This is a genomic window from Allorhizocola rhizosphaerae, assembly GCF_003426775.1.
Taxonomy (GTDB): domain Bacteria; phylum Actinomycetota; class Actinomycetes; order Mycobacteriales; family Micromonosporaceae; genus Allorhizocola; species Allorhizocola rhizosphaerae.
This window is the reverse complement of record NZ_QJUG01000046.1, coordinates 12,058-37,001: the sequence shown is the minus strand read 5'-3', so window position 1 is coordinate 37,001 and position 24,944 is coordinate 12,058. Positions and strand designations below refer to the sequence as shown.

Sequence of the window (24,944 nt, the reverse complement as noted above, 5' to 3'; positions counted from 1 at the left end):
AAAAAGTCCTGGCTGACCTGACCCCCTGGACAGGTAAGCCAGGACTTTCTGTGTGAAGATGGTGGCCATGTCCCACGGCGGAGACCTGTTTGCACTAGGCGAGGGCGTAGCCTCCGAACCAAGCTTTGACGTGGCCCTGCGCGGTTACGACAAACGCCAGGTGGAAAACTACGTCGCGAGAGCCGAATCCGACATCGCGACCCTGCAGGCCGAGCGCGATCAGGCGTTCGCCCAAGTGCAGGCGCTCGCCGGCCAGGTGCAGCAATTGCAGGTCGAGCTCGCCGACGCGGCACGCCGTGCCATCCCGTCCCGCGTGTCCTTCCGCCACCTGGGCGGGCGGGTCGAGCAGATCCTGCTGCTGGCCGAGGAGCAGGCGGCCGCCATCGTCGGCGAGGCCCAGCAGGAGATCGCCGATCAGCGGGCCGAGGCCGAGCGCCTGCTGGCCGACGCGCGCGAGCGCACCTCGCTCGCGGTCAGAGACTTCGACCTCGCGCTCGCCTCGCGCCGCAAGGAGGAGATGGCGGCCGATGAGAAGCGCCGCGCCGACTTCGAGGCGGAGATGCAGCGGGTCCGGGCCGAGGCGCGCGAGCTGCTGGCCCACGCGCAGCAGGAGGCGCAGGCCGTGCGCACGGCGGCGGCCAACGAGGTGGCCGGACGCAGGGTACAGGCTGAAAAAGACATCGCTGCGGCGAAGGCCGAGGCCGAGCAGCGGGCCGCCGCCCTGCACGCCGAGGCGGAGCAGCGGCTCAACGCGGCCAAAATGGAGGCCGAGCGGCTCGCCGTGCAGGCACGGTCCGAATCGGAGCAGCGGCTGGCGGCCACGGCGGCCGAGATTCGCCAGCAGATGGAGGGCGCCTCACAGCAGGCCTCACAGATCCTCGCGGCCGCACAGGCCGAGGCGACACAGGCCAGACAGCAGGCCTCGCAGATGGTGACGGCCGCACAGGCCGAGGCGGCGCAGGCCAAGCAGCACGGCGAGCAGGCGCTCGCGGCGGCACAGCGGCAGGCCGAGCAACGGCTCGCCGCCGCGCAACAGCAGGCCGACCAGCAGCTCGCTGCCGCGCAGCAGGAGGTCGAAAAGCGGCTCACTACCGCGCAGCAGGAGTCCGAGCGGCGGCTCACCGAGGCGCAACAGCAGTCGGAGCAGCGGCTCGCAGCGGCGGCGCAGCAGGCGCAGCAGCGCATTGCCGACGCCGAGCAACGGCTTGCCACGGCCGCGCAGCAAGCACAGCAGCGCATCGAAGAGGCCAAGCAGCAGTCCGAGGAGGCGCTCGCGGCGGCGAAGGCCGAGGCCTCAACCCTCACGGCGACCGAGCAGGCCCAGGCGACACAGGCCATGCGAGCGGCGGAGCAGGCGCTGACGGCGGCCAAGGCGCAGGCCCAAGAGCTCACGGCCACGGCCAAGGCCGAGGCCGAAAAACTCGCGGCAGCGGCACAGGCCCAGACCGCGCAGGCGCAGCAACAGGCCGACCAGATCCTGGCAACGGCCAAGGCCGAGGCCGAGAAACTCGCGGCAGCCGGACAGTCTCAGACCGAGCAGGCCAAACACCAAGCCGAGCAAGTGCTGGCGGCGGCCAAAGTCGATGCCGAAAAGCTTGTCGCTGCGGCGAAGACGGAGGCCGAGCAGGCGCAAGCCGGCGCCAAAGCTGAGGCCGAAAAGCTTGTCGCTGCGGCGAAGGCCGAGGCCGAGCAGGCGCACGCGGGAGCCAAGCAACAGGCCGAGGCGGGAGTCCAGACGGCCCAAGCGGAGCTGACCAAGGCCAAGGCGCTGCGCGAGAGCGAGGAGACCGCGGCTGCGCAGGCGCAGGAGCGGCTCGCACAGGCACGCGATGAGATCGTCCAGCTGGAGCAGCGGATGGTCGAGCTCAAGCAGCAGCTCGCCGCCGAGCTGGAGCGGTTGGCCAAGGCGCAGCGCGAGGCCGAGGAGGCCGAGCGGCGCAGGGTCGACGCGCAGAGCCACCCCCGACCCGCCCAGCCGGAGGTGGCTGCGTACAACGTAGACGACGCCACCCCGGGCGAGGCGACCCAGGTGCAGGCAGCCGATCAGTCGCACGGCTAGCACCGATCGGCGGACCGGAGGGGATCAGGCGGTCTCCAGCCGGAACGTGGAGGGTCCTGTGTACTCAGCGGCCCGGCGCTGATTTCGATGACGTATCGCCCCTGTGTGTCCGGCAGGTCGATCGCGGCGGGGAAACCGCACAACGGTCCCGACGACTCAGCACACGACGGCCCATGCATCGATAATCGCCGGAGTTGCCCGCGCCGGTTGTCGTTTTGGCTACACCCGTGGCCGGTTGTCGTTTTGGCTACACCCGTGCTCCTGGGCGCAGTTGGGTCGGGCGCAGGCGCGTGCCGCTGCCGAGATAGGCCAGCAGCGCGTCGGCTATGCGGTCGCCCGCCTTGCCGTCCCACAGCGCAGGGCACCGCTTGGCGGGCGGGTCGGTCATGACCCGTGCGGCGGTTTCGACGATGCGCGTGGGGTCGAGTCCTACCAGGATGTTGGTGCCCTCGGTGATGGTGATCGGACGCTCGGTCTCCTCGCGCAGCGTCAGGCATGGCACGCCGAGCGCCGTGGTCTCCTCCTGTATGCCGCCGGAGTCGGTCAGCACCATCCGTGCACCGGCCTGCAGCGCGATGAAGTCGAGATAACCCGCGGGTGGCGTGAGCGTCAGGCCCGCTGGGCTGCGGCCGTCGAGGCGGGCGGCGGTCCGCGGGTGGACCGGCATGATGAGCGGGAGCGAGGCCGAGATCTGCGCCAGCGCACCGAGGATCGCGTCGAGCGTGGCCGGATCGTCCACGTTGGACGGACGGTGCAGGGTCACGAGACCGTATTCGCCGGGCGTCAGCCCGTGCCGGGCGAGGACGTCGGAGGCGAGCGCCCGGTCGAGGTTCGTCAATAGGGTGTCGATCATGACGTTGCCCGCGAGATGGATTTGATCTTCGTGGTACCCCTCCGTGCGCAGGTTGTCCACGGCGTCCGGCGACGCGGCGAAAAGCAGATCGCTCACCCGGTCGGCCACGACCCGGTTGATCTCCTCGGGCATGCCCCAGTTGCGGCTGCGCAGCCCGGCTTCCACGTGCGCCACGACCACGCCGGCCTTGGCGCCGACCAGTGCGCACGCCAGAGTGGAGTTGACGTCGCCGACAACCACGACCGCGTCGGGCTTTTCGCGGCCGACAAGTGGCTCGAACGCCGCCATCACGCGCCCGGTCTGTTCGGCGTGCGAGCCCGAGCCGGTGCCGAGGTGGTGGTCGGGCGGGCGGATCCCGAGGTCGCGGAAGAACACGTCGTTCATCCCGGCGTCGTAGTGCTGTCCGGTGTGGACGAGCGCCACGTCGGCGCCGCGGGCCTCAAGCGCGTCCATCACCGGCTTGATCTTCATGAAGTTGGGCCGGGCGGCCGCGATGCACATGACCAATGGCACGTCAGATCACCTCGACGTTGGGGCCGGAGAGGCGGCGGCGAGTGTCCAAAATGTACTTGGCGTGCTTCTCGATCAGGTCGTAGTCGAACTCGTCGTGGTCGGCCAGGAGCACGACCACATCGGCCGCCGACAGCTCCTGTTCGGACAGTCCAACCCGGACGATGTCCTCCATGCCGTGTGCCGCCTCGACCACGTGCGGGTCGGCGGCGCGCACGTTCGCACCGAGCTGGGTGAGCAGCTGCGCGACGCGGACCGCCGGCGATTCCCGGGCGTCGCCCGTATTTTTCTTGTACGCCAACCCGAGCAGCAGCACGCGCGTCCCCGCGACGGACCGGAACCGCCGGTTGAGCGCATCACCCAACCTGCGCACCACATAGTCGGGCATGTGGTTGTTGATGTCGTTGGCCAGCTCCACGAAGCGGAAGCTCTGCCCGAGCGTGCGCTGCACCCGCCACGACAGATAGGCGGGGTCGATCGGCAGGCAGTGCCCGCCGACACCCGGCCCAGGCGTGAACCGCATGAACCCGAACGGCTTGCTGGACGCCGCGTCGATCGCCTGCCACACGTCCACGTCGAGGTCGTGCGCGAGCATCGCGATCTCGTTGATCAGCGCGATGTTGACGCTGCGGAACGTGTTTTCGATGAGCTTGGCCAGCTCCGCCTCGCGCGGCGAGGTGACCGTGACCGTGGTCTCGACGATCCCGTCGTAGAACTCCTTGACCTTCTTCAGCGAGTGCTCGTCGATCCCGGCCACGATCTTCGGCGTGTTGACCAGGCCCCACGTGGGGTTGCCCGGGTCGATCCGCTCGGGGCTGAAGCCCAGGTAGAAGTCGATGCCCGCGGTGAGCCCGGAACCCTTCTCCAGGATCGGGCCGACGAGCTCCTGCGTCGTGCCCGGATAGGTGGTTGACTCCAGCACGACGGTTGCGCCGGGTCGCAGGTACCGGCTGAATAAATCGGCTGAAGCCTCCACATAGGACAGATCCGGGATGCCGTCACGCAACGGCGTCGGCACGGTGATCAGCGCGATGTCGAAGCCGGCGCAGTCCGCCTCGTCCATGGTGGCCCTGTATCGCCCCGAGCCGAGCGCCGCCTGCAGCCGCTCCGACGAGATGTCCTCCACAAAGGACTCGCCTGCGGCAAGGCGCGACACCCGGCCCGCGTCCACGTCGTAGCCGACGACGTCGTGTCCGCACTCGGCCGCTCGCATGGCTAGCGGCAGCCCAACGTATCCCTGTCCGGCGATGACGACGCGCACCGGAATCTCCTTTATTTGGTGTTGGCACGCCGGCGTTCGCGGGCGACCATGGCGACAAAGGCAATGTTGGTCTTCAGGTAGCGCTTGCCCAGCCGGCGCGGCTCCTGGACGGCTCTGTACAGCCATTCCATGCCCACCCGCTGCCACGCCTTGGGAGCGCGCTTCACGACACCGGCCAGCACATCGAACGACCCGCCCACGCCGTGCACCACGCGCGCGCCGCTGCGCGCACCGAACTCGGCGACGAACAATTCCTTCTTGGGGGAGGTCATGCCGAGGAACAGCAGCTGCGCCTTGCTCTCCCGGATGCCGTCGGCGATGGCGGCCGATTCGCTTGCGGCGTAATAACCATGGTGGTATCCGGCGATGTTGAGCACCGGGTGCTTGCTGCGCACCCGCGCGACCATCTCGTCGAGCACCTCGGGCTTGGCGCCCAGGAAATACACCGACAGGCCCCGCTTTTCTGCCTCTGCCAACAGGCGGGTGAACAGGTCGATGCCCGCGACCCGTTCGGGCAGCGGCGCTTTGAGCACCCGGCTGGCCCACACCACCGACTGTCCATCCGCGACAAGCAGGCCGCACCCGGCCACCGCGTCGCGCAGCGACGGGTCGCGTCCCATGTTGACAATCTTCGCCGCGTTGACCACGCCGACCTCAAGCAGCTGGTCCTTTTCGACCGCGGCCAGGCAGCGCTGCACGGTCTCGTCGAGGGTCAGCGCGTCGAGTTTGAGCCCGAACAACTCCACATTGGATGGCGTGCGCTGCGCCGGAATCCTCATGCCAGCCCGCCGAGCCAGGTGAACAACAGCCAACCGAACTCGTAGGGGCGGCACTCGCGATCGATCGCGCGTGGCTTGTAGACCGTGTCGATTCCCGGAAGCTTCCATCCCGGTACCGCCCGGGTCGTCACGCTGTTCAACGCGCGGACCACTTTGCGCGGGTCGCCTCGGTACACCTTGCGCCAGGTGACACCCTCGTCGTCGTGAATCATCGACTCCGCGTCCGGGCCGAGCTCAGCGGGCCCCTCCATCCAAAGTAGACCGCGCCGGATCGGCTCGGCGAAGTCGTCGCCGCCCGCCTCCGCCAGGTCGAGCAGCGCCATCGGCGCCATCGCGTGCTGGTGCACGGAGTAGACCGGGTAGCCCTCGACGACGTCGCCGCTGCGGGCGTCGTAGTGCCACCACCACTGCCCGTCCGGCCCCTGCAGGCGGCAGATCTGCTCGGCCGTCGTCCGCGCGGCGGCCAGCGCGGCCGCGTCACCGCCCTTGCTGGAGTGGTGCAGGCGGGCCAGCGCCTGAACCGGGTAGACCTGATCGGCGAAGCACGCGATGTGGTTGCGGTAGCCGCGGACCAGACCGGGACCGGTGGTGTGCGGGAAGACCGGGCTGCCCGGCACGACGCAGTCGAGCAGGCGCTTGCGGGCCGCGCTCAGATGCTCCTCGACGTCGGCCTGAGCGCGGGCGGCAGCCAGCGCCGACACGACCCAGGCGGACTCCACGACATATTGCGGCGCCGACAGGCGGTCGAGCTTTTGCAGGCGGCCCAAAGCCACGCGCAGCAACGGATGCGCACTCTGTGCGCAGGCCCACGCGACGAGCGCCGCGTCGCCCAGGTTGGTGTTGTCGCCCACGCGATCGGTCAGCGTGGCGATGAAATCGACGAGGCTTCGGCCGCCGAGCACCGTCTTCTGCTCGGGCTCGGGCAGAAAGTGCGCGCCGAGCGCGACGATGGCGCCGTAACGCAGGCTGGTGCCGCGCAGCTGCGGGGTGAGGTCGCCCGGCTGGCCGGTGAACGCGCGAGTGAACGCGAATTCGTCGCTCTCCTCGCGGTACATCCTGGGTAGCCCGCTCACCGCCAAGCGCAGCAACCGTTCGGTCAGCGCCGTGGTGCGGGCGTCGAGGACGGCAAACCGCTCCATAGCAACACTCATGCGCAAAGCCCTTCAACACGAAAAGCGCCGCGAAAACACGACGCGCCGCCAGACTAGTCAGGGCCGCGTGCTGCGAGAAGCCGAAATAATGACGGGTAGCCGACAGGTGCGATCATCGGATTGGCCTGCGCGGCAATATCTGCGTGACGTCTGTTACCAAAAGGAGCTCTCCATGCGCGCCATGCCCTCTGCCGACGTGGACGAACGGGCCACGATCGGTGCCGGTACGACCATCTGGCATCTCGCACAGGTCCGCGAGCACGCGACGATCGGCCAGAACTGCATCGTAGGGCGGGGTGCCTATGTGGGGCCGGGTGTCCAGGTCGGCGACAACGTCAAGCTACAGAACCATGCCCTTGTGTATGAGCCCGCCCGGCTGGGCGACGGCGTTTTCGTTGGCCCTGCGGCAGTTCTGACGAATGATGAGTATCCGCGGGCCGTGACACCCGAGGGCCGGCTCAAGTCGGGTGATGATTGGCACATGGTCGGCGTGGTCGTCGGGGAGGGCGCGTCGATCGGTGCCCGTGCGGTGTGCGTCGCGCCCCTGACGATCGGGCGGTGGGCGCTGATCGCGGCCGGCGCGGTCGTCGTCAAGGACGTGCCCGACTTCGCCCTCGTCGTCGGGGTGCCAGGCCGCCGCGTCGGCTGGGTCGGCCGGGCCGGCGTTCCCTTGCAGCCCAAGGGAGACGGCGTCTTCGTCTGCCCGCAGACCGGCGAGCTCTATGAAGAATCAGCCGAGCGCCTTACCGAACTCTTCTAACTCTGTTCAGGCGAAGCCGTGCTCTTGCGCGGGTGGGGCCGGGCGCGAAGCGATCCGGGCCCACCCGCTGCGGAAAATCCGGTTCTAACTGTTCAGGCGAAGCCGTGCTCTTGCGCGGGTGGGGCCGGGCGCGAAGCGATCCGGGCCCACCGGCTGCGGAGAATTCACCCTTCGGCGGTCCCATAGGAGGGCGACGGTCGTGGTGAGGATGAAGCCGGCGAGGCCGGTGCCGGCCAGGGCGCGGATCGATGAGTGCGGAATCAGCGCGGCGCTGGGCGCCGCGAGCACGCCGATCGTGATCCGTTCCGCCTGCGCGACGTCCCACTCTTCTTGCAGGCGGACCAGCTCGTCGGCGAAGACCTGGATGATGATGTCGAGCTCGCGCAGGGCGGTCTGCTCGTCCGGCCCGTTGGCCTTGGCCATGACCCACGCGATGAGGTATTCGGGGGTCTGCACGGTGCCGCTGTTGCGCGGGGCGAGCGAATATGCCCCATTTACCCCGGCGCGCCGCAGTTGCGCCCGGCCGGAGCCGCTCATCAGTCGTTGTGCCACCACCGCCCCGGTCACGGCAAGCGACGGCCGCAGGCCAGTGAGCTGGTTGGGGATGTTGGGCAATTGCGGCGGCAGGATGGCGAACACCTCGAACGCCTCGTAGCGCGGCGGCGGGTCGGCGGCCCACAGCCCGACGCCGGCGGTCAACCCCAGGCCGATGAGCATGATGACCCATCGGCGGCGCAATGCCGCCAGGACTTCCGTGAGGTACACCGTGCCTTGCCTCCGTCGCGCTCCGCTGTCGACGTCTATCATGCGATGCTGGGGGCATCGCACGGCAAGGGACCTCGGCATATGCGGAAACCCGACACAATCAGAGGATGTCCGGCCTGTCCCCCCGGCAGTACTTTATGCGTGGTGTCTTGGGTGGCGGTCGGCTATCCGGGATCCACTGTCGGCTTGTCGACACAAGTGCGGCATGATCTCGGAAATCTTCGCAACGGCGGCAATGGAGTTGTAGATGGACCTCGCAGAGATCCTCCGGGTTTTGCGAAACCGGTGGTACATCGTCCTGCCGTTGATGCTTGTCACCGCCGGGCTGACGGTCGCCGCATACCTCATGGTTCCCACCAAATATGACTCCTGCAGCACGATCAGCCTGCTGAGCGCCGAGCGGGCCACCACCAGCGCCACCAAGGGCAACGCCAACCCCTTTCTGACCTTCGACAGCTCCCTGGTCGCGACCGCCGACTTTCTCTCGCGCAGCCTGACCTCCAACGAGTCCAAGGCGGAGCTGGTCGGGCTCGGCGTCACCGACGAATACACCGCGGGCCTGGCTGACAACGCGCAGGGCCCGTTCATCACGCTCTGCGTCACCGGCACCGACTCCAGGAAGGTGCTGCAGTCCACCGAGCTGCTGGCTGACTTCGCCGCCCGCAAACTGCGCGAGATCCAGGCGGGCAGCCAGGTGAAGCCGGAAGACATGGTCCGGGTGGTCGAAATCACGCCGGCCCAGACGCCAGAAGCCAAGCTGAAGGACAAACTGGAGATCGTCATCGGAGCGGCCGGCGCGGGCACGGTGTTCGCCTTCGGGCTCACGTTCGTCATCGAGGGGCTGGCCCGGTCGCGGCGGCGCCCGGAGTGGGGCGCGCCACAGCCGGTGACCACCACGGCCGCCGCCGGTGTGCCGCTGCGGACCCTGCCTCCTCCCGCCAGCCTGACCGAGACCGCGACCATCACGCTGTCCGACGCCACCGTGACCCTGCCGCGCATCCCGGTCGAGTTCCACGAGCCGGCCGCCGTGGCGAGCATGGCCGCGAAGGGCAAAGAGAAGGGCAGAGACAAGCCCCAGCCCGCCGAACCGGTGGACGAGGCCATCGTCGATGCGGGCAGCCCCAACGGCACCAAACCGGCGGCGGGCATGGGCCCGGGATGGTCGACGGTGTACCGCTCAAATGGCAAGGCAGGGCCGCAAGATGCCGACCCGGCCACCGGAAAGTAGGCCCTCGCCCCACGCCACCTCCGCAGCGGCCCGCTCCAGCGGCGGCGCCGTGTGGCGGGTGGTGGCCCGGGCGAAGGTGGTCCAGCGGGCAAAGAGCGGCCTCGATGTGGCCACCGTCCTGAGCATCTATGTCGTTTTGCTTCTTCTGGTACCGTCGCGGATCGTGCTGCCCGGGCTGGGCTCGATCGGCACGCCCGCCAACCTGTTCGCTCTGCTGGCGCTCATGTGGTTCGTGGCGGGCTGGCTGATGCGGCGCGGGATCGAACCGCTGCCCGGCGTCGGCGTGCCGCGTTTCGCGATCGGGTTCTTCGCCGTCGCGGTGCTTCTGTCCTATGTGGCCCTTGCCCGGCGGGGCGGCTCGGGCCTGGAGATCAACGCGGGCGACCGCAGCCTCATCCAGCTCGCCGCGTGGGTCTCGCTGGTGCTGCTGGCCTCGTCGGTGCGCTCGATGGATCGGCTGGAACGGTTGCTACGACTGGTGATCCGGTGCGCGTCGATCGCGGCGGTGGTGGGGATCATCGAGTTCTTCCTGCGCCGCGACATCCTCGCGTGGATACAGATCCCCGGCATGGAGACCGCCGTCGTGCTGGGCAACATGGTGCGCGGCAGCTTCACCCGGCCCCACTCGACCGCGATCCACCCGCTGGAGTTCGCCACGACGCTCGCGGTGATCCTGCCCTTCGCCATCTATCAGGCGTTCCACCGGACCGACACCGGTCGGCTGCAGCGCTGGATGCCCGTCGCACTGATCAGCCTCGCCACGCTGATGACGGTCTCGCGGACCGCGGTCATCGGCATCGCCGTGGCCCTGCTGGTGCTCGTGCCCACGTGGAGTTCGAAGCGCCGCTGGCCGACCCTGGTCCTGCTGGTCGTCGGGTTGGGCATGTTGAAAGTGGCGATTCCGGGCCTGCTGAGCACGATTTATCAGCTGTTCGCGACCGTGTTCAACGGCGGTGACTCCAGCACGAAGGCCCGCACCGGCAACTACTCCGACGTGTTCGCCTACGTGGCGCAGAGTCCTTGGACCGGGCGGGGTTTTCAAACCTTTTTACCTTCGCTGTACCGCTACACCGACAACATGTATCTGTTGGGCTTGGTGGAGATGGGCGCCATCGGGGTGACCGCGATCCTGGTGCTCTACCTCGCGATCCTGCACTGCGGCGGCAGCGGGCGGCGCCGGTTCACCGACCCGCGCATGCGCGAGCTCGGCCAGTCGTTCACGGCCGCGTCGGCCGTGCTGCTGGTGTGCACCGCAACGTTTGACACGCTGAGCTTCCCGCAGGTCTCCGGCCTGCTGTTCATGCTGCTGGGCCTGGCCGGGGTCTACCTCGGCATGGCCAAGCGGCAGGAGGCATCAATACAGGCGGCCGCCGTGGCGCAACCGCAACCCGAACTCGTGGGAGCCGCCCGATGACCGGACAGCCACGGGAGGCGGCTTTGACTAGTGCGCCTCCAACCGTCATGCCCACCCAATCAGTCGGAGCCGCCCGATGACCGGACTTGGCCGCAAGGTTGCGGTCGCCGCCCGCCTGAGCCTGCTCAACACCGTGCTCGTGCGGATCGGCAACTTCGCGATGGGCGTGATTCTGGCGCGTTACCTACTCGGTCCGCATGAGTGGGGGTTGTATGCGGTCGGCGCGGTGGTGTTGGCTGTGCTGTTGTCCGCCAACGAGATGGGCGTGAGCCTGGCACTGATCCGGTGGGAGGGCGACGTTCGCCGGTTCGCCCCGACGGTGCTCACGCTGTCGACGCTTTCGAGCCTCACGCTCTATGGCGCATTGTTCGCGCTCGCACCGACCATCGCCTCGCTCCTGGGATCGGCGGAGGCGACAAATCTGTTGCGGGTGCTGTGCTTCGCCGTGGTCATCGACGGGATCGCCTGCGTACCGAATGGCAAGCTGACGCGGGACTTCGCGCAAGGCAAGCGGATGGCCATCGACCTTGCCACCTTCTTGATCAGTACCGCGGTGACGCTCACGCTCGCCGCGCTGGGCGCGGGGGCGATGAGCTTCGCCTGGGGCGCGCTGGCGGGCAGTGCCTCGGCGCTGGTCGGGGCCGCCATCTTCGAGCCCCGGATGCTGCGGTGGGGCTGGGATCCGCAGGAGGCGCGCAAGCTTGTCCGATTTGGACTGCCGCTGGCGGGCGCGAGCCTGCTGGTGCTCGCAATGGTAAATGTCGATTCGATGGTGGTCGGCGCGGCACTCGGGCCGGTGGCGCTGGGGTTCTACCAGATAGCGTCCAATATGGCCGGTTGGCCGGTGCGCACGATATCGGAGGCGGCGCGGCGGGTGTCATTCGCCGGTTTCTCGCGTCTCGCGGAGGGCGCGGGCAGTCTGGCCGACGGATACTACAAGGCGTTTGGCATTTTGCTCACGGCCGCCGTGCCCGCTTGCGCGTTGCTCGGGGCACTGGCCGAGCCGGTAGTGCGCGTCATTTACGGCGACACCTGGGCGCCGGCCGGTGCGGCGCTTCGGTTTTTGGCCGTGCTGGGGTTGTTCCGCATTGTCTATGAGCTCAGTTACGACTGCCTGATCGCTGCCGGGCGGCGCAAGGCGCTGCTCGCGCTGCAGGCGTGGTGGCTGGCGGCGCTCGTGCCCTCGCTGATGCTGCTGGCACCGAGGTTCGGCATCGGCGGAGTGGCGGCCGGGCAGGTGATGGTCGCGCTGCTGCTCGTGGCGCCGATAATCGTGGCTGTGCTGGCTCGGGTCGGCATCTCGCCGATTGCGGTGCTGCGCGCCGGATGGCGCCCGCTCGCGGGTGGAATCGTGGTCGTAGCGGTCGCCCGGCTGGCCTACCCTCTTATGCCACAAGGATTTATCGCACTGGCCGGGGCGTCGCTCGTGGCGCTGCTGGCCTACGTCCCGTTCGCCCTACCGATGATTCGCAACGCCCGTCGCCCTCGCCCAATGGAGAGTAGTGAAGATGCTGCGGCCTATCAAACGACAGCTGCGTAGCACGTTCGGATTGTTCCCGCTGTACGAGGTGCGCAACAAGGTGGCGCTGGCGCACACTGCGATAGGGTTGAGCCGGTTCGAAAACGCCGAGGTGCGCTCGTCTTCGGTGCGTCCACATGCGACAGTGGCGGTCATCCTGCTCACCTGCCGGCGTCCGGAGGGCCTGCTCGCGGCGCTAGATTCGGTGCTCAAACAGACGTTCCAAGACTTCGTGGTGATGGTGGTCGACGACGGCGGCCCGCTGACCGAGCTGCCGCCCGACCCGCGCGTGCACGCCATCACCCTGTCGCGCAACATTCACTGCCTGGGCGTGAGCCGCAACATCGGCATGCGCCTGACCGAGTCTGAGTTTGTGGCGTTCCTCGACGACGACAACACCTGGCACCCGGACCATCTGGAGGTCGCGCTCGGCCGCCTGCAACAGCCCGGCGCGCCGGACGCGGTTTACACGGCCATGCGCCGGATCACGCCGGATGGGCAGCTGCACGACATCCTGTCGGTGCCGTTCGACCGCAAACACGCCTCCAATGCCAGCTTTTTGGACTCCAACCCTTTCGTGGCGCGGCGCAGCCCGGATCTGATGTTCAGCCGCCTGCGGCGCACGCGCACCACAGCGCCGAAGGAAGACTGGGAGATGATTTACCGGTACAGCCGCCGGCACAGGATCGAGCACATCCCCCAGCCGACGGTCGACTACCTCGTCAACCCGACCAGCTTCTGGACCACGTGGAACAAATGATGTCCCGCATGTGACACGTTGATTTGCGGCATCGGTCCCCTACGGTCGATGCCGTGGTCGGTTCAACCTCCGTCTCTGGCTTCCGGCGGAGCAGGAGGTTGACCGTGTCAGTTACCACAGCGTTTCGTGATGTTTGAGTCGTTGTTGTTGATAATGGCAGCGGCGTGCTTGGGCTTGTCTGGACCCCGATGTCCCGCTGCCTCCGCCAACAGCCACGAGTTTCCGCTCCACCCGGAGCCGACAGTCCCAGAGCACGAACGTCCGTGTAACCGGGGCTGTTGTCCGTAACTTCGGCGGCTATCCCGGCACGGGTGCGCCGATAGGCCCTCGAAGGTAATCGCTGCCGCAAAGTCCGGGTGCCGTCGACGCCCTCGTCCGGGGTCAGGGATCAGCGGATGACCGCGGGAGACCAGGCGTCGCGGATGAGCAAGGTGGGGGTGCCGGTGCCGTCGGCGGGGGCGCGCCAGACGTCGGTGGCGGCGGGGCCGTCGCCGGAGCGGGGCAGGCCGTAGATGACGGTGGTGTTGTCGAGCCACTCGATCTGGTCGTCGACGCTGCGGGCTTCGGCGAGAAGTGTGGACTTGCCGGTGCGCAGGTCGTGGACGGCGATGCGCCATTGGCCGGGCGGGAGATTGCCGCGGGTCTTGATGGCGACGCGGGTGCCGTCGGGTGAGAGCGACGGGCATTCGGCGTCGGGGCGCAGGGCGGTGAGGGCGCGGGCGGAGAGGCTGCCTCGCACGAGCCAGGTCTTCTTGCCCGACGCGGCGGTGGCATAGAACGTGTCGTGGTCGGCGAAGGTGACGCCCCAGATGTTGCGGTCCTCGGCCGTGATCTGTGTGCCGTCGACGTTGAGCGTAAACGACTCGACGTTGTCGGTGTGGGAGCCGTCGGACTTGCTGACCAGTGTCTCGGTGGAGAACTCGCCGGGGCTGGCGTAGCTGTGGCCATGGACGAAGGTGGTCGTGGCGACCAGCGATCCGTCCTTGGAGAGTCGGGTGCGGGATGGGATGCCGCTGAGGGGCAAGTCGCGGATCGGTGTCCAATTGGGGCCGAGCACTTGGGCGTGGTAGGTCGTCACCATGGCGCGCTTGGCGAACAGGCACACGGCCTGTTGGGCGGTGGCGTAGACGCGGTCGCACGAGGCGGGCGTGAGCGTGCGTGGGCCGTCGGACGCGTCGAGCGGGACGAGGGCCACCTGACCGTAGCCCGTGCCGGTGGCGGTGTTACGGAAGACGATGTGCGGCTTGGTCGCGACCGAGGCCCAATCGCCGACGGTGACCGGGACCTGTGGGGGAAGGCCGGCCGCGTGGGTTTGTTCGCGCTCGGCGCGCAGGACGTAGATGGCCCCACCGATGGCGGCGAGAACGACGATGGCGGCGAAGATGGCGAGCCGTGCTTTGAGGTTCATGCCGTCCTCGCCTCCTTTTCGCGTAGCAACCAAGCCGCGAGCGGCAGCGCAATCGTCAGCGCCGCGGCCATCCACAGTAGTGCAGGCCCGCGCCCGACCGCCGTCCACAGCGCACCAAAGGATAGCGAGGCGGCGAAGCGGCCGATGACGACGATGGTCTGAGCGGCCGCGATCGCGCTCCCGCGGGCCTCGGCTGCGGCGATGCGGCTGACGAGCGCTGCGAGGACTCCGTCCGTACCAGCATAGAAGAGGCCGAGAAGCAGGACGGTGGCCACGGTAGAGGGGAGGCCGGTCAATGGGCCTCCGGCAAGAAGGTAGGCGCCGATGAGGGCGACGTGGCCGCCGACAAGCACACGGCCGCGGCCGACGCGGTCGGCGAGGCGGCCGAGCGGAACTGCGAGCAGAAGATAGGCGACGTTGGTGCCGACGAACAGGAGCGGGAACCACGCGGCCGCGAAAGCGTCGCGCTGTTGCAGGGAGAGGTAGATGAAGCCGTCGCTGACGGTGAGGAGGGCGAGGAGGGCGAAGGCGATGAGCGGACGCCGAAGGGATGAGGTGAAAGCCGCGCGGAGGATTCGCGGGCGCTCTTTGGCGACCGATGTGCGGGTGTTGGGGACGAACAGGATCAGCACGGCGACGCCGATGAGACCGAACACGAACGACACCACGAAGATGGAGTCGTAGCTGTCCGGGATCCACCACAGCAAAGCGAATGCCGCCAGAGGACCGAGCGCGGCGCCGATCGTGTCCATCGCGCGGTGCACGCCGAAGGCCCTGCCCAATGTGGAGGGTGGGACCGAGGCAGCGATCAGCGCGTCACGCGGCGCTGTGCGGACGCCTTTGCCCAGCCGGTCAGCCGTGATGACGGCGCTGATGGCCGCGAACGTTTGGGCCGGAAGCAATGCGATGCGGCACAACGCGGACACGGCATAGCCGATGGCGGCGATGTATTTGGGGCGGCCCAGGCGGTCCCCCGCATAGCCGCCCGCGATCCGCACGAACGCGCTCACGCCCTGATAGAGCCCGTCAATGAAGCCATACGCCAGGAGTCCCAGCCCGATTTGGGCGGTGAGATACAGCGGCAGCACGGCATTGACCATCTCCGACGAGATGTCGGTCAGCAGGCTGACCGTGCCGAGCAGGAATACAGTCGCGGGGACCGCCGCCTTCGGGCCAACGGCAGTGGGACGGTCCCGCAACGACAGGTACATGTGCTCAGCTCAACGCGTCGGCCAGCGCCGAAACAACGCGCTCCTGGAGGGAAGCGGTGATCTGTGGGTAGAGAGGCAACGTCAGGATCTCCTTGGCGGCCTGCTCGGCGACGGGGAACGAGCCCTTGCCGTATTGCTTGAACGCGCCCGTCAGGTGCACCGGAATCGGGTAGTGGATGCCCGCGCCGATCCCGGCCGCGTTGAGCGCAGCCACGATCTCGTCACGGCGTTCCTCCACCCGGATCACATACAGGTGCCAGACGTGCACGTTGCCGTCCAATGTAGACGGCTTTTGGACATCCAAGCCTTCCAGTAGAGCGTCATAGCGCGCCGCAGCCGCCCGGCGCAGCTCGTTCCACGCGGCCAGCCTGGCCAGTTTGGCCCGCAACACGACCGCCTGCAACGCATCCAGCCGGCTGTTGACGCCCATCACGTCGTGCTCGTACTTGCGCAGACCGCCGTGCTGGCTGAGCCGCCGCACAGCCGTCGCGAGCGCCTCGTCGCCCGTGACCACCGCGCCCGCATCGCCATACGCGCCAAGGTTTTTGCCCGGGTAGAAGCTCGTCGCCGCGATCCCGTGCGGGCCGAACGACGCGGGCGGGCGGCCGTGCCTCGTCGCGCCCTGGCATTGCGCCGCGTCCTCGACGATCGGAACCCCGTGGCCGACAAGCGCCTCCACCGGTGCCATCTGGCCATAAAGGTGTACGGGGGCGAAGGCCCGCGTTTTGGCCGTCACCGCCGAGCGGGCGGCATCGGTGTCGATCAGATAGGTGTCCGGGTCGACATCCACGAGCACCGGCGTCGCGCCCGCCCGCGCCACCGCCTCAGCCGTGGCGATGAACGTGTTGGCCGGCAGGATCACCTCATCCCCCGGGCCGATCTCCAGCGCCCGGAGCGCCAGCTCCAGCGCATCGGTGCCGTTGGCCACCCCGACGCAGTGGGCGATGCCGCTGAACGCGGCGTATTCGCGCTCGAACGCGGCCACCTCCTCGCCACCGATGAACGCCGTGTTGGCCATGATCCGCTTGAACCCGGCCTCCACCTCCTCGGCCACCTCGAAGTGGGCCGCCTGCAGGTCAACGAGCGGAATCACGCCTGACCGCTTCCTTTCAAATACCGGGCCGGGTTGCCGACCCAAATCTCGCCTGCGGGCACATCCCGCAGCACTACCGAGCCCATCCCGATGAGTGAGCCCTCGCCGATCCGCACCGACTCGCGCACCAGCGCGCCGGCCCCCAGATAGGCGCCCCGCCCCACCTGCACCGACCCGCCGAGCCGCACGCCCGACGCGATCGTCACGAAGTCGCCGACCACGTCATCATGCGTCAGCACAACCTGCGGCATGACCGCCACATGTGCACCGACAGTCACCTCCGCCGTCAGCGTGACGCCCGGCAGCAACACCGAACCCTCCCCGACCGTGCACCCCTGTCCGATGTAGACGGACGGATGCACGATGGTGGCGAACCGCTGCGGGACACGCTTGGCCAGCCGCTCCCGCACCCCGTAATCCCTCGGACTCCCGACGCACACCACAAAGTCCACACCGGGAAGCTCCCACGCGAGAGAAAGTGGCCCCAAGATCGACGGCCCGGTTTTCACATCGTCCAGAAACCCGAGCAGCTTCCACTCGGCCATGTCGCGCACGGCCGACGCGGTCTCCCGCGCGAAACCGCCCGCGCCGACAATGACGAGCTCTCTCATGCCAGTTTCCGGATGACGCCCACGATGTGGTCCTGGTCCGACTCGGTCAGCTTATGGTGCAAGGGAAGGATCAGCGAGTCCTTCGTCAGCCGCATGGTGTTGGGCAGATCGACATCAGTCACATAAGCGGGCTCGACGTGTGCGGCCATGATGCCCCGCCTCGCCGACACACCCGCCGCCGCAAGCTCACTCAACGCGACGTCCCGGTCGATCCCGTCCAGCAGCACCCAGAACGACTGGAAGTTGGTCGTGCCATAAGCCGGATCCCGCACCGGGGTCACGCCTTCGATCCCCTCCAGCAGCTCGTGATATCGCGCCGCCAGCGAACGCCGCTGCGCCACCAGACCGTCCAATCGCGACAACTGCACCAGCCCGATCGCCGCCTGGATGTCGGTCATCCGGTAGTTGTAGCCGACCTCCAAATAGGACTCCAGAATAGGCTGGGCGCTCGCGTGCCGGTCCGCCGCGCTCACGTTCATGCCGTGCTCGCGCAGCCGCCGCAGCCGTGCCGCCTGCGCGGGGTCGTCGACCGTGACCATGCCGCCTTCACCGGTCGTCATCACCTTGCGCGGATGGAACGACCACGCCGCAACGGAAGCACCGGCACCCACCGGGGACCCGTACGCGGTCGAACCCGCCGCACACGCCGCGTCCTCCACCAACGCGATGCCCCACTGCGCGCACGCCCGCCTTAGCGAAAGCACGTCGAAAGGCACACCAGCCTGGTGCACGGCGATGACCGCCTTCGTGCGCGGGGTGCGCACCGCGTCGATCGTCTCCACCGTGAGGTTGCCGGTCGCGAGCTCCACATCGGCGAAGACCGGTGTGGCACCGCAATACTTGGCCGAGTTCGCGGTCGCGATGAACGACAGCGAAGGCACGATGACCTCGTCGCCCGGCTCCACCCCGACCGCGATCAGCGCCAGATGCAGCCCCGTCGTGCACGAGCTCACCGCCACGCCGTGTGCGGCGCCTACCGCCGCTGAAAAGGAGCGCTCAAACGACGCGACCCGCGGCCCCTGCGCGACCCACCCCGACCGCACGGCCTCCGCGGCGGCCTGCGCCTCCTCCTCGCCCAGGCAAGGAATCATCACCGGGATCATCATGGCCTCCCTCCGCATGCGCCCCGCGGGGCATGCCGATTGATTCACTCGGGGCAAGCCCTCGCTCATGCCGAAACCGCCTCACGGTTGGCGCGCCACCACTCCACGAGGCCCTCAAGCCCTTCGCGCAGGCCGATTTCGGCCGTGAACCCAAGCCGTTCCCGCGCCGCCTCGACCGAGGCGAGCCGCCGCGTGACACTGTTGACCGACCTCGCCGGCCCGAACTGCGGCTTTAGATCGGACTTCATCACCTCGGTGAGCGTCTGCGCCAGCTCCAGCAGGCTGGTCTCCTCGCCGCGCGCGATGTTGAACACCTCGTCGGTGACATCCGCCTCCGCCGCAAGGATGTTGGCGCGCGCGATGTCCGCGACATGCACGAAATCCATGGTCTGCAACCCATCGCCGAGGATCAGCGGCGGTACCCCCGAATCAATCCTTTCCATCCACCGGATCAGCACCTCGGTGTAGAGCCCGTAGATATCCATGCGCGGCCCGTACACATTGAAATAGCGCAGCGCCACATAATCCAGGCCCTTCATCGCCTTGAAGCTGCGCAGCGTCCCCTCGTTGAACGCCTTCGCCGCGCCGTAGAAAGTGTCATTGTGATACGGGTGATGCGACTCGGTCGTCGGAAACTCATCGGCCAGCCCATAAACGGACGCCGACGATGAGGCGATCACCTTCCGCACACCCGCATTTGCCGCCGCTTCAATCACATTGAAAGTGCCATCGACGAGTACCTCGTTGGCCAGCCGCGGTTCCTCAGCGCACTGCGTGATGCGGATGGCGGCCAGGTGGAACACCAGGTCCTGGCCCTCCGTGAGCTCGTTGACCAGCGCCACATCGCGAATGTCGCCCTCGACCAGCCGCACCGGCCCGTTGGCCAGCGCCCAGTCCAGATTGGACAGCCGACCGCGCACGAGATTGTCCAGCACCACAATCTCGTGCGCCCCACCGCGCACCAGCAGATCGACCACGTGCGAGCCGATCGTGCCCGCCCCACCGGTTACCAGAGCACGTTTTTGAAAAATTGGGACCGCGGTCATTGCGCAACCTCCACTATGGCGCCGTTTTGAGCAAGCGACTTCGACGCCGCCTCAAGAATCGCGAGCACGCGCAGCCCGGAGCGGCCGTCGGTGAGCGACGGCTCACCCGTGCGGATGGCCGTGGCGAACTGCCCCACCATCGCGCCGAGCGCCTCCCGCTCGACCAACGCCGGGGCAACCATGTCCCCGGAGCGGTAGGACACCTGCATCGCGCGCCGCGCCTCGTCGCCCAGTTCCTCCGGGGCGGCCACGTCGACGCCCCGGTCGTAGACCGCCACCCGCTGCGTGGGGTTGAGGTCGTCCCACACCAGCGTGCGCTTGGAACCACCGATAATCGTCGTGCGCACCTTTATCGGCGACAGCCAGTTCACGTGAAGATGCGCGATGGCCCCGGTGTTGAGCTGCAGCGTCAAATAGGCCACGCACGCCCGGCCCGCGTTGATCGGGTCGGCACCGTGCGCGCTGACCGCCACCGGCACAACCCCGTCCGGCAACACGAAATCCAAAATAGACAGGTCGTGCGGCGCCAGGTCCCACATGACATCTATGTCACGCTGCACCAACCCCAGGTTGATTCGCACCGAGTCCAAATAATGCAGCTCGCCCAGCTCACCGGAGTGCAGCGCGTCCCGAATCCGGCTCACGGCCGGCGTGTAGCAGTAGGTGTGGTCGCACATCAGCTGCAGCCCGCGCGACTCCGCCTCCTCCACGAGCTTGAGCCCGTCGGCATACGTCGCCGCGAGCGGCTTTTCGACGAGCACGTGCTTGCCCGCCCGCAACGCCGCCAGCGCCACATCCAAATGCGTCCCCGCGGGCGTCGCGATCGCCACCGCCTGCACGCCGTCGTCGGCGAGCACGGTCTCCAGGTCGTCGGTCGCACCCACGGTCGAGTAGCGGCCCAGCACCTTGCGCGCCCGCCCCAGATCGAGGTCGCACAGCCAGCGCAGGTGGAACGCTTCGGCGCCCATGAAGTTGCGGACAAGGTTTGGACCCCAGTATCCGGCGCCGATCACGGCCACGCCGATGGGGGTGTTCATTGACGTCACAGCTTCCCTATCTCTAGATCCCACGGCGTTTCCACGATCGCCACCACAGCCACTCGCGTCCCTTGTGCGCCACAGCCGAAAGCACGAGCGGCTGCAGATAAGGCATCGCCCGCGCGCCCACCCGCCGCCGCACCCGCAACCCGCGATACTCGGGGAGTTCCTGATATGCCGGCCACACCTGCGCTGCGAAGCTCACGAGCTCATCGACAGGCACGACATGCGTGCGCCTGCGGTCATAGGCCCGCGCAGCCCGGCGCAGCGCGTCGCGGGCGAGCTTGCGGTGCACCAGATCTGCCAGCCGGCCGCGCTGCGGCAGCACGTCGGCGCACTTGTCAAGCACCGCGTCATAGGCGGCCAAGCGCTGGCGCAGGTCGTCGAGCTGCCCCGCGAAGTCCGTGGTCGACATGTTGTTGCCGTGCAAGCGATAATAGGCCTGATCCACGCCCCGCACATAGCCCACATCCGCGTGTGCGGCAAAGCGCATCCACATCTCGATGTCGCCGGTGTGCGGCAGCTTCGGGTCGTAACCGCCGACCTTGTGCTGCAACGAGGTGCGCACGACGACCTCAGGTGACGTGATGCAGCCGTGCCCCTCGCGGAACCGCCGCTCCAGCCACCAGTGTCCATCCCAGACCGAAGTGCCTTTCAATGTGGTACGGGCCGCAGGTGGCGGGCCGGGATGAGTGAAGTGAACGGGATGCCCATACACGAAGCCCACGCCCGGGTTCTCGTCCATCAGCCCCGCCGCGCGGGTCAGCGCGCCCGGCGTGAGCCGGTCGTCGGCCGACAGCAGCACCGCGTAGTCGCTGTCGGCCCACTCCAGCAGGCCTTCGTTATAGGTGGCGATGTGCCGCTTGTTGGTCTCGTGCACCCGCACCTCGATCCGGTCGTCCTCGGCGGCGAGCTTCTGCGCGACCGCCGCCGAGTCGTCCGGCGAGGCATCGTCGATGATCAGGACTCGGACATCGACCCCCGGCTGGTTCTCCAGCACACTGTTGACGCAGTCGCGCAGGAAGTGCCCGTACCTGTAGCACGGGATCACCACACTGACGCTGCTACGACGACGCACTGAAGATCACATCCACCCAGTAGTTGGTGTTGTTCCACGAGTACGTCGGGAACGTGCCGGCCGGGCCGTAGCGGTACACGCCGTTGCCTCCGTTGCCCTGGCCCGCGACGCCGGTGAGCGGATAGATGCTGCGCGCGTTGCCGAAGTAGCCCGACGAGTACGAGTAGTTGCCCGCCGGCGCGTGATACGACACCACGTAGGTGACGCCCGCCGTGATGGACACCGGCGTGTCGAATGTCATTGTCTGCCAACCACTCGCGGTTTCGTTGCTGAACGTGCCGGTGGCCATCACCGTGCCGGTGCTGGTCCACAAACGACCGGTGTGCGTGCCGGTGTTGTTGGCGCCCTTGTAGAACCGCACACCTGTCACCTGTCCGTTGACCGACGCGGTGAACTTGAGCCCGAGCTCCACCGCGTTGATGTCGCCGGAGTTCGCGTTCGCCGGGGTGTGCGAGCTCGTCCACAGTGAGCACGGGCAGTTGAGCGGGGGCGTGCTGGTGCCCGTGGTGAACGACCACGTGTGGGCGCTTGGCATCACGTTGCCCCACGGGTCCGAGGCCCGCACCGACGCCGTGTAGGTCGCCGAGTTGGCCAGCTGCGTGTCCGGCAGCAGGGTCGCCTTCTTCGTCGCCGGGTTGTAGTCGACAAAGGATGGCACCGTCTGCCCACCCGGGCCGGTCAGCGTGAACTGCAGCGTGGAACTGTCGATCGCCGCGTCGAAGGTCGCGGTCAGCGAGGTGTTGATGGCCACGTTGGTCGCGCCCGACGCGGGCGCCACATCCGTGACCGCGGGCGGGTTCTGCGGCGCCGAACCGGTGTCGACGACCGGCTCCACCCAGTAGTTGCTGGCCTGGTAGGAGTTGGTCGGGAAGCCGCCACCCGCGCCGTAGCGGTAGAGCCCGTTGGGCCCGTCCACTCCGGACTGCAGCTCATAGACCGGCGACGTGCCCGCGCCATGGTTGGCGAAATAACCGAGATCTGCCGAGTACCGGCCGACCGGCGCATAGTACGAGACGATGTAGGTGGTGTTGGCGGCCAACGGGATCGGCTGATCGAAGGTCAGCGTCTGCCACCCACTCGCGGTCTCGTTGGTGAACGTGCCGCTCGCGAGCTGCATGCCGTTCTTGTTCCAGATGCGGCCGAGGTGCGTGCCCGTGTTGCCGGGGCCCTTGTAGAACCGCACACCGACGGCGGTCGCCGGGCTCGTCGTGCGGAACTTGGCGCCCAGCTCGACCGCGCCGAAATCGCTCACGGCCGCCACCTTCGGCGTCGCGCTGGACGGGAAGACGGTGCACGGGCAGTCCTGGGGGCCCACCGTGAGATTGATAGTCGTCACGGGGCTGATGTTGAGGCTGTCGTCGATGCTGCGCACCTTGATGGTCGCCGGGCCCTCGGCCATCGGGGTCCAGACGTAGGTCCAGGCGGTCGTGCCTTCGGCCCGCTTCCACGTGGTGCCGCCGTCGGTCGAGACCTCGGTGCGCGCGACCTGGCCACCGCCGGACTCGGTCGCCGTACCCGCAATGTTCACGTTGCTCAGCATCGGCACGGTCTGGCCGGAGGTTGGCGTCGTGATGGTGGTCGACGGGCCCGTGGTGTCGGTCGACTTGGTGGCCGCCATCAGGTTGGCCTGGCGGGTCTCCGGCTGCACACCCATGTCCGCCAACAGGTTCACGGTCGCCTGCTGCAAACGCTGATCCTGTGTGGTCGGGGTGAAGGAGTGATGCTCGCTCAGACCCCAGGCCCACTGCACCGTGCCCGCGCCGAACACGATCGCCCCCGACGACTGGTCCTTGTAGGCGACCAGGTTATGCGTCGCGGTGCCGTTGCCGTAGGTGTTGCCGTTGTCCAGCAGCAGAGTGCCGTCGTTGATGGGCAGTGTGGTCGAGGACAGCTGGATCATGCCGTCGGGCCGGTGGCCGTTTTCCTCGTCGACATCCCATTCGTAGCCGAGCGTGCCCAGCTGGAAGGTTGCCGTCTGGCCCTCGGTGAGGTTGGCCACGGAGGTGTTGCGCCACAGGCGATAATCGCTATAGGCATAGGGAACGGTGAGCGCGTCGGTGCGGTAACCGTTGACCCGGAACAGGGTGCCGGTGAGCGCGTTCTGCGGCTGGTTGCCGCCCTTGCCCGCGCCGTCGGGATCCATCCAGGTGCCGGTCCACTGGCCGCTGGGGTCCGCGACACCGTTGTTCAGCTTCATCTTCGTCATCTTGTAGCAGACGAGGGTGCGGTTGGGGGTGAGGCCACCGGCGAACGCCGACTCGAAGCGGGTGCGCCAGAACACCTCGTTGCCGCTGAAGAAGGCGAGGTTGACGCCGGCCTCGCGGGCCGCGACCACGTTGTCCCACTGTGCCTGGTTCCAGTACTCATCATGCCCCGACGACATGAACACCTTGTGACCCAGCAGGATCGTGTTGCTCGTCGACACGTCGATGCTCGACAGGTAGCTCACGTCGTAGCCGTTGCGCTCAACCCAGTGGATCAGCGCGTATTCGGCGGCGAAGTAATCGTTGTCACCACCGGCGGGCAGCGGCCGGTTGTAGCTCACCTTGTAGGCGCGGCCGTCGGGAGCGGGACCGCCACCGCCGTACAGGTCTTGGCCGCCCCAGCTGTTGTAGGCCTGCCACGTCTGGTCCGAGGTCTGGATGACGATGTCTGAGTCGTTGGTCAGCGGCCTGATCACGAACGGGTACGGCATGAACCCGTTGGTGTCGGACTGGTCGAACGTGGCCAGGTAGACGCCGGAAACCGCGTCGGTCGGGACCACCCAGCTCGCCGTCACCAGCCAGTTGCCGCAGTCCACCAGGCCGGTCGCGCCGTCGGCCGCGCACGTCTGCTGCGTTATCGCGGGAAACGTCAGCGTCGGCGACGTCGGCATGAGGCGGGCGCCGTCACCGTTGTAGTACCCCAGGCGGTAGATGCTGATCTTGTAGGGGACCGGCGACTGGACCCGGAAGTTCACCACTTCACCGGGTAAATAGCTCACCTTGTCGGTGAAGCCGCCGATGTCGCCATATGAGCTCGGTGCGTACCAGTTCTCCATCGGTGTGCCGGGCTTGGAGTTCTCGCACACGACCGCGTTGTAACCCCCGTTGCAGTAGTCGATGGCGCCGGCGGTCTCCGGCGCGAGCAGCACCGTGCTGCCGATGAGCGCCGTCATGGCTCCGACAATCAACCGAGTTTTCATCAATCAGCCTCTGCCCTGGGACAAGGATGGGGGAAGTGCACACGCCAATGGCGATCTGGATCGAGAGAGTACCGGCAGTCGGCGCCACGGAACCTGCGAAAACGCCCGTTGTCA

The 24,944-nt window shown here is 67.7% G+C and carries 20 protein-coding genes; 6 read left to right on the top strand and 14 right to left on the bottom strand.

Annotated elements, in window-relative coordinates; translation table 11 throughout:
- The first annotated feature begins 67 nt into the window (after nucleotides 1-67).
- Entirely contained in the window at nucleotides 68-2,059 is a 1,992-nt protein-coding gene (locus tag DM816_RS12420) for a coiled-coil domain-containing protein (RefSeq protein ID WP_162907374.1), read from the top strand.
- A gap of 247 nt (nucleotides 2,060-2,306) precedes the next feature.
- Here DM816_RS12420 and wecB read toward each other — a convergent pair whose 3' ends face one another.
- From wecB to DM816_RS12400, 4 genes are read right to left on the bottom strand one after another with little or no spacing between them, the layout of a single operon-like run.
- Entirely contained in the window at nucleotides 2,307-3,425 is a 1,119-nt protein-coding gene (wecB, locus tag DM816_RS12415; protein ID WP_211588661.1) for a non-hydrolyzing UDP-N-acetylglucosamine 2-epimerase, read from the bottom strand.
- Nucleotide 3,426: 1 nt separating this feature from the next.
- A complete protein-coding gene (locus DM816_RS12410) occupies nucleotides 3,427-4,689 on the bottom strand; it encodes a nucleotide sugar dehydrogenase (protein ID WP_246001911.1) in 1,263 nt (420 codons plus the stop codon).
- A 5-nt stretch (nucleotides 4,690-4,694) separates the two neighbouring features.
- Nucleotides 4,695-5,462 carry a WecB/TagA/CpsF family glycosyltransferase gene (locus DM816_RS12405; protein WP_117210357.1) on the bottom strand — a complete coding sequence of 256 codons (768 nt, stop codon included), beginning with the start codon at nucleotides 5,460-5,462 and terminating at the stop codon, nucleotides 4,695-4,697.
- The gene (locus DM816_RS12400; protein WP_117210356.1) at nucleotides 5,459-6,613 is read right to left on the bottom strand and encodes a hypothetical protein; all 1,155 of its coding nucleotides are present in this window, start codon (nucleotides 6,611-6,613) and stop codon (nucleotides 5,459-5,461) included. The genes DM816_RS12405 and DM816_RS12400 overlap by 4 nt, the downstream gene beginning before the upstream one ends.
- Nucleotides 6,614-6,785: 172 nt before the next feature.
- Between DM816_RS12400 and DM816_RS12395 the strand changes: the two genes are divergently transcribed.
- Complete coding sequence (locus tag DM816_RS12395) at nucleotides 6,786-7,373, top strand: acyltransferase (RefSeq protein WP_117210355.1); 588 nt, start codon at nucleotides 6,786-6,788, stop codon at nucleotides 7,371-7,373.
- Between the two features lie 84 nt (nucleotides 7,374-7,457).
- Here the strand turns inward: DM816_RS12395 and DM816_RS12390 are convergent, their stop codons facing one another.
- Nucleotides 7,458-8,138 carry a hypothetical protein gene (locus tag DM816_RS12390; protein WP_117210354.1) on the bottom strand — a complete coding sequence of 227 codons (681 nt, stop codon included), beginning with the start codon at nucleotides 8,136-8,138 and terminating at the stop codon, nucleotides 7,458-7,460.
- Between the two features lie 247 nt (nucleotides 8,139-8,385).
- On the opposite strand from DM816_RS12390, the gene DM816_RS12385 reads away from it, so the two are divergent.
- The 4 genes from DM816_RS12385 (at nucleotide 8,386) to DM816_RS12370 (ending at nucleotide 13,059) form a co-directional block, all read left to right on the top strand.
- Nucleotides 8,386-9,366: a YveK family protein gene (locus tag DM816_RS12385; RefSeq protein WP_117210353.1), complete on the top strand. Its 981-nt coding sequence runs from the start codon at nucleotides 8,386-8,388 to the stop codon at nucleotides 9,364-9,366.
- Complete coding sequence (locus tag DM816_RS12380; RefSeq protein ID WP_162907373.1) at nucleotides 9,320-10,780, top strand: O-antigen ligase family protein; 1,461 nt, start codon at nucleotides 9,320-9,322, stop codon at nucleotides 10,778-10,780. Before DM816_RS12385 ends, DM816_RS12380 begins: the two co-directional genes overlap by 47 nt.
- 76 nt (nucleotides 10,781-10,856) lie before the next feature.
- On the top strand, nucleotides 10,857-12,320 hold the full coding sequence (locus DM816_RS12375) for an oligosaccharide flippase family protein (protein ID WP_117210351.1): 1,464 nt from the start codon (nucleotides 10,857-10,859) through the stop codon (nucleotides 12,318-12,320).
- Nucleotides 12,289-13,059 carry a glycosyltransferase family 2 protein gene (locus DM816_RS12370; protein WP_117210350.1) on the top strand — a complete coding sequence of 257 codons (771 nt, stop codon included), beginning with the start codon at nucleotides 12,289-12,291 and terminating at the stop codon, nucleotides 13,057-13,059. The genes DM816_RS12375 and DM816_RS12370 overlap by 32 nt, the downstream gene beginning before the upstream one ends.
- Nucleotides 13,060-13,447: 388 nt before the next feature.
- On the opposite strand, the gene DM816_RS12365 is transcribed toward DM816_RS12370, so the two are convergent.
- From DM816_RS12365 to DM816_RS12325, 9 genes are all read right to left on the bottom strand, one after another.
- Nucleotides 13,448-14,467 (bottom strand): TolB-like translocation protein, encoded by a 1,020-nt coding sequence (locus DM816_RS12365; protein WP_117210349.1) that lies wholly within the window; start codon nucleotides 14,465-14,467, stop codon nucleotides 13,448-13,450.
- The gene (locus tag DM816_RS12360; protein ID WP_117210348.1) at nucleotides 14,464-15,678 is read right to left on the bottom strand and encodes an MFS transporter; all 1,215 of its coding nucleotides are present in this window, start codon (nucleotides 15,676-15,678) and stop codon (nucleotides 14,464-14,466) included. Before DM816_RS12360 ends, DM816_RS12365 begins: the two co-directional genes overlap by 4 nt.
- Nucleotides 15,679-15,682: 4 nt before the next feature.
- Nucleotides 15,683-16,771 carry a DegT/DnrJ/EryC1/StrS family aminotransferase gene (locus DM816_RS12355; RefSeq protein ID WP_117210347.1) on the bottom strand — a complete coding sequence of 363 codons (1,089 nt, stop codon included), beginning with the start codon at nucleotides 16,769-16,771 and terminating at the stop codon, nucleotides 15,683-15,685.
- Nucleotides 16,768-17,382: an acetyltransferase gene (locus DM816_RS12350; protein WP_117210346.1), complete on the bottom strand. Its 615-nt coding sequence runs from the start codon at nucleotides 17,380-17,382 to the stop codon at nucleotides 16,768-16,770. The genes DM816_RS12355 and DM816_RS12350 overlap by 4 nt, the downstream gene beginning before the upstream one ends.
- On the bottom strand, nucleotides 17,379-18,473 hold the full coding sequence (locus DM816_RS12345; RefSeq protein ID WP_117210370.1) for a DegT/DnrJ/EryC1/StrS family aminotransferase: 1,095 nt from the start codon (nucleotides 18,471-18,473) through the stop codon (nucleotides 17,379-17,381). Before DM816_RS12345 ends, DM816_RS12350 begins: the two co-directional genes overlap by 4 nt.
- A gap of 77 nt (nucleotides 18,474-18,550) precedes the next feature.
- The gene (locus DM816_RS12340; protein ID WP_211588660.1) at nucleotides 18,551-19,531 is read right to left on the bottom strand and encodes an NAD-dependent epimerase/dehydratase family protein; all 981 of its coding nucleotides are present in this window, start codon (nucleotides 19,529-19,531) and stop codon (nucleotides 18,551-18,553) included.
- A complete protein-coding gene (locus DM816_RS12335) occupies nucleotides 19,528-20,568 on the bottom strand; it encodes a Gfo/Idh/MocA family protein (RefSeq protein ID WP_117210345.1) in 1,041 nt (346 codons plus the stop codon). The genes DM816_RS12340 and DM816_RS12335 overlap by 4 nt, the downstream gene beginning before the upstream one ends.
- Nucleotides 20,569-20,590: 22 nt before the next feature.
- Nucleotides 20,591-21,646 carry a glycosyltransferase family 2 protein gene (locus DM816_RS12330; protein WP_246001909.1) on the bottom strand — a complete coding sequence of 352 codons (1,056 nt, stop codon included), beginning with the start codon at nucleotides 21,644-21,646 and terminating at the stop codon, nucleotides 20,591-20,593.
- Nucleotides 21,633-24,803 carry a DUF4082 domain-containing protein gene (locus DM816_RS12325; protein WP_211588659.1) on the bottom strand — a complete coding sequence of 1,057 codons (3,171 nt, stop codon included), beginning with the start codon at nucleotides 24,801-24,803 and terminating at the stop codon, nucleotides 21,633-21,635. The genes DM816_RS12330 and DM816_RS12325 overlap by 14 nt, the downstream gene beginning before the upstream one ends.
- Nucleotides 24,804-24,944 lie beyond the last annotated feature (141 nt).

Coding starts and splice junctions, on each gene's coding strand:
- DM816_RS12385 (WP_117210353.1), top strand. CDS start 8,386: ATGGACCTCGCAGAGATCCTCCGGGTTTTGCGAAACCGGTGGTACATC.
- DM816_RS12335 (WP_117210345.1), bottom strand. CDS start 20,568: ATGAACACCCCCATCGGCGTGGCCGTGATCGGCGCCGGATACTGGGGT.
- DM816_RS12400 (WP_117210356.1), bottom strand. CDS start 6,613: ATGAGTGTTGCTATGGAGCGGTTTGCCGTCCTCGACGCCCGCACCACG.
- DM816_RS12350 (WP_117210346.1), bottom strand. CDS start 17,382: ATGAGAGAGCTCGTCATTGTCGGCGCGGGCGGTTTCGCGCGGGAGACC.
- DM816_RS12340 (WP_211588660.1), bottom strand. CDS start 19,531: ATGACCGCGGTCCCAATTTTTCAAAAACGTGCTCTGGTAACCGGTGGG.
- DM816_RS12370 (WP_117210350.1), top strand. CDS start 12,289: ATGCTGCGGCCTATCAAACGACAGCTGCGTAGCACGTTCGGATTGTTC.
- DM816_RS12420 (WP_162907374.1), top strand. CDS start 68: ATGTCCCACGGCGGAGACCTGTTTGCACTAGGCGAGGGCGTAGCCTCC.
- DM816_RS12395 (WP_117210355.1), top strand. CDS start 6,786: ATGCGCGCCATGCCCTCTGCCGACGTGGACGAACGGGCCACGATCGGT.
- DM816_RS12365 (WP_117210349.1), bottom strand. CDS start 14,467: ATGAACCTCAAAGCACGGCTCGCCATCTTCGCCGCCATCGTCGTTCTC.
- DM816_RS12360 (WP_117210348.1), bottom strand. CDS start 15,678: ATGTACCTGTCGTTGCGGGACCGTCCCACTGCCGTTGGCCCGAAGGCG.
- DM816_RS12405 (WP_117210357.1), bottom strand. CDS start 5,462: ATGAGGATTCCGGCGCAGCGCACGCCATCCAATGTGGAGTTGTTCGGG.
- DM816_RS12380 (WP_162907373.1), top strand. CDS start 9,320: ATGGCAAGGCAGGGCCGCAAGATGCCGACCCGGCCACCGGAAAGTAGG.
- DM816_RS12325 (WP_211588659.1), bottom strand. CDS start 24,803: ATGACGGCGCTCATCGGCAGCACGGTGCTGCTCGCGCCGGAGACCGCC.
- DM816_RS12345 (WP_117210370.1), bottom strand. CDS start 18,473: ATGATTCCTTGCCTGGGCGAGGAGGAGGCGCAGGCCGCCGCGGAGGCC.
- DM816_RS12375 (WP_117210351.1), top strand. CDS start 10,857: ATGACCGGACTTGGCCGCAAGGTTGCGGTCGCCGCCCGCCTGAGCCTG.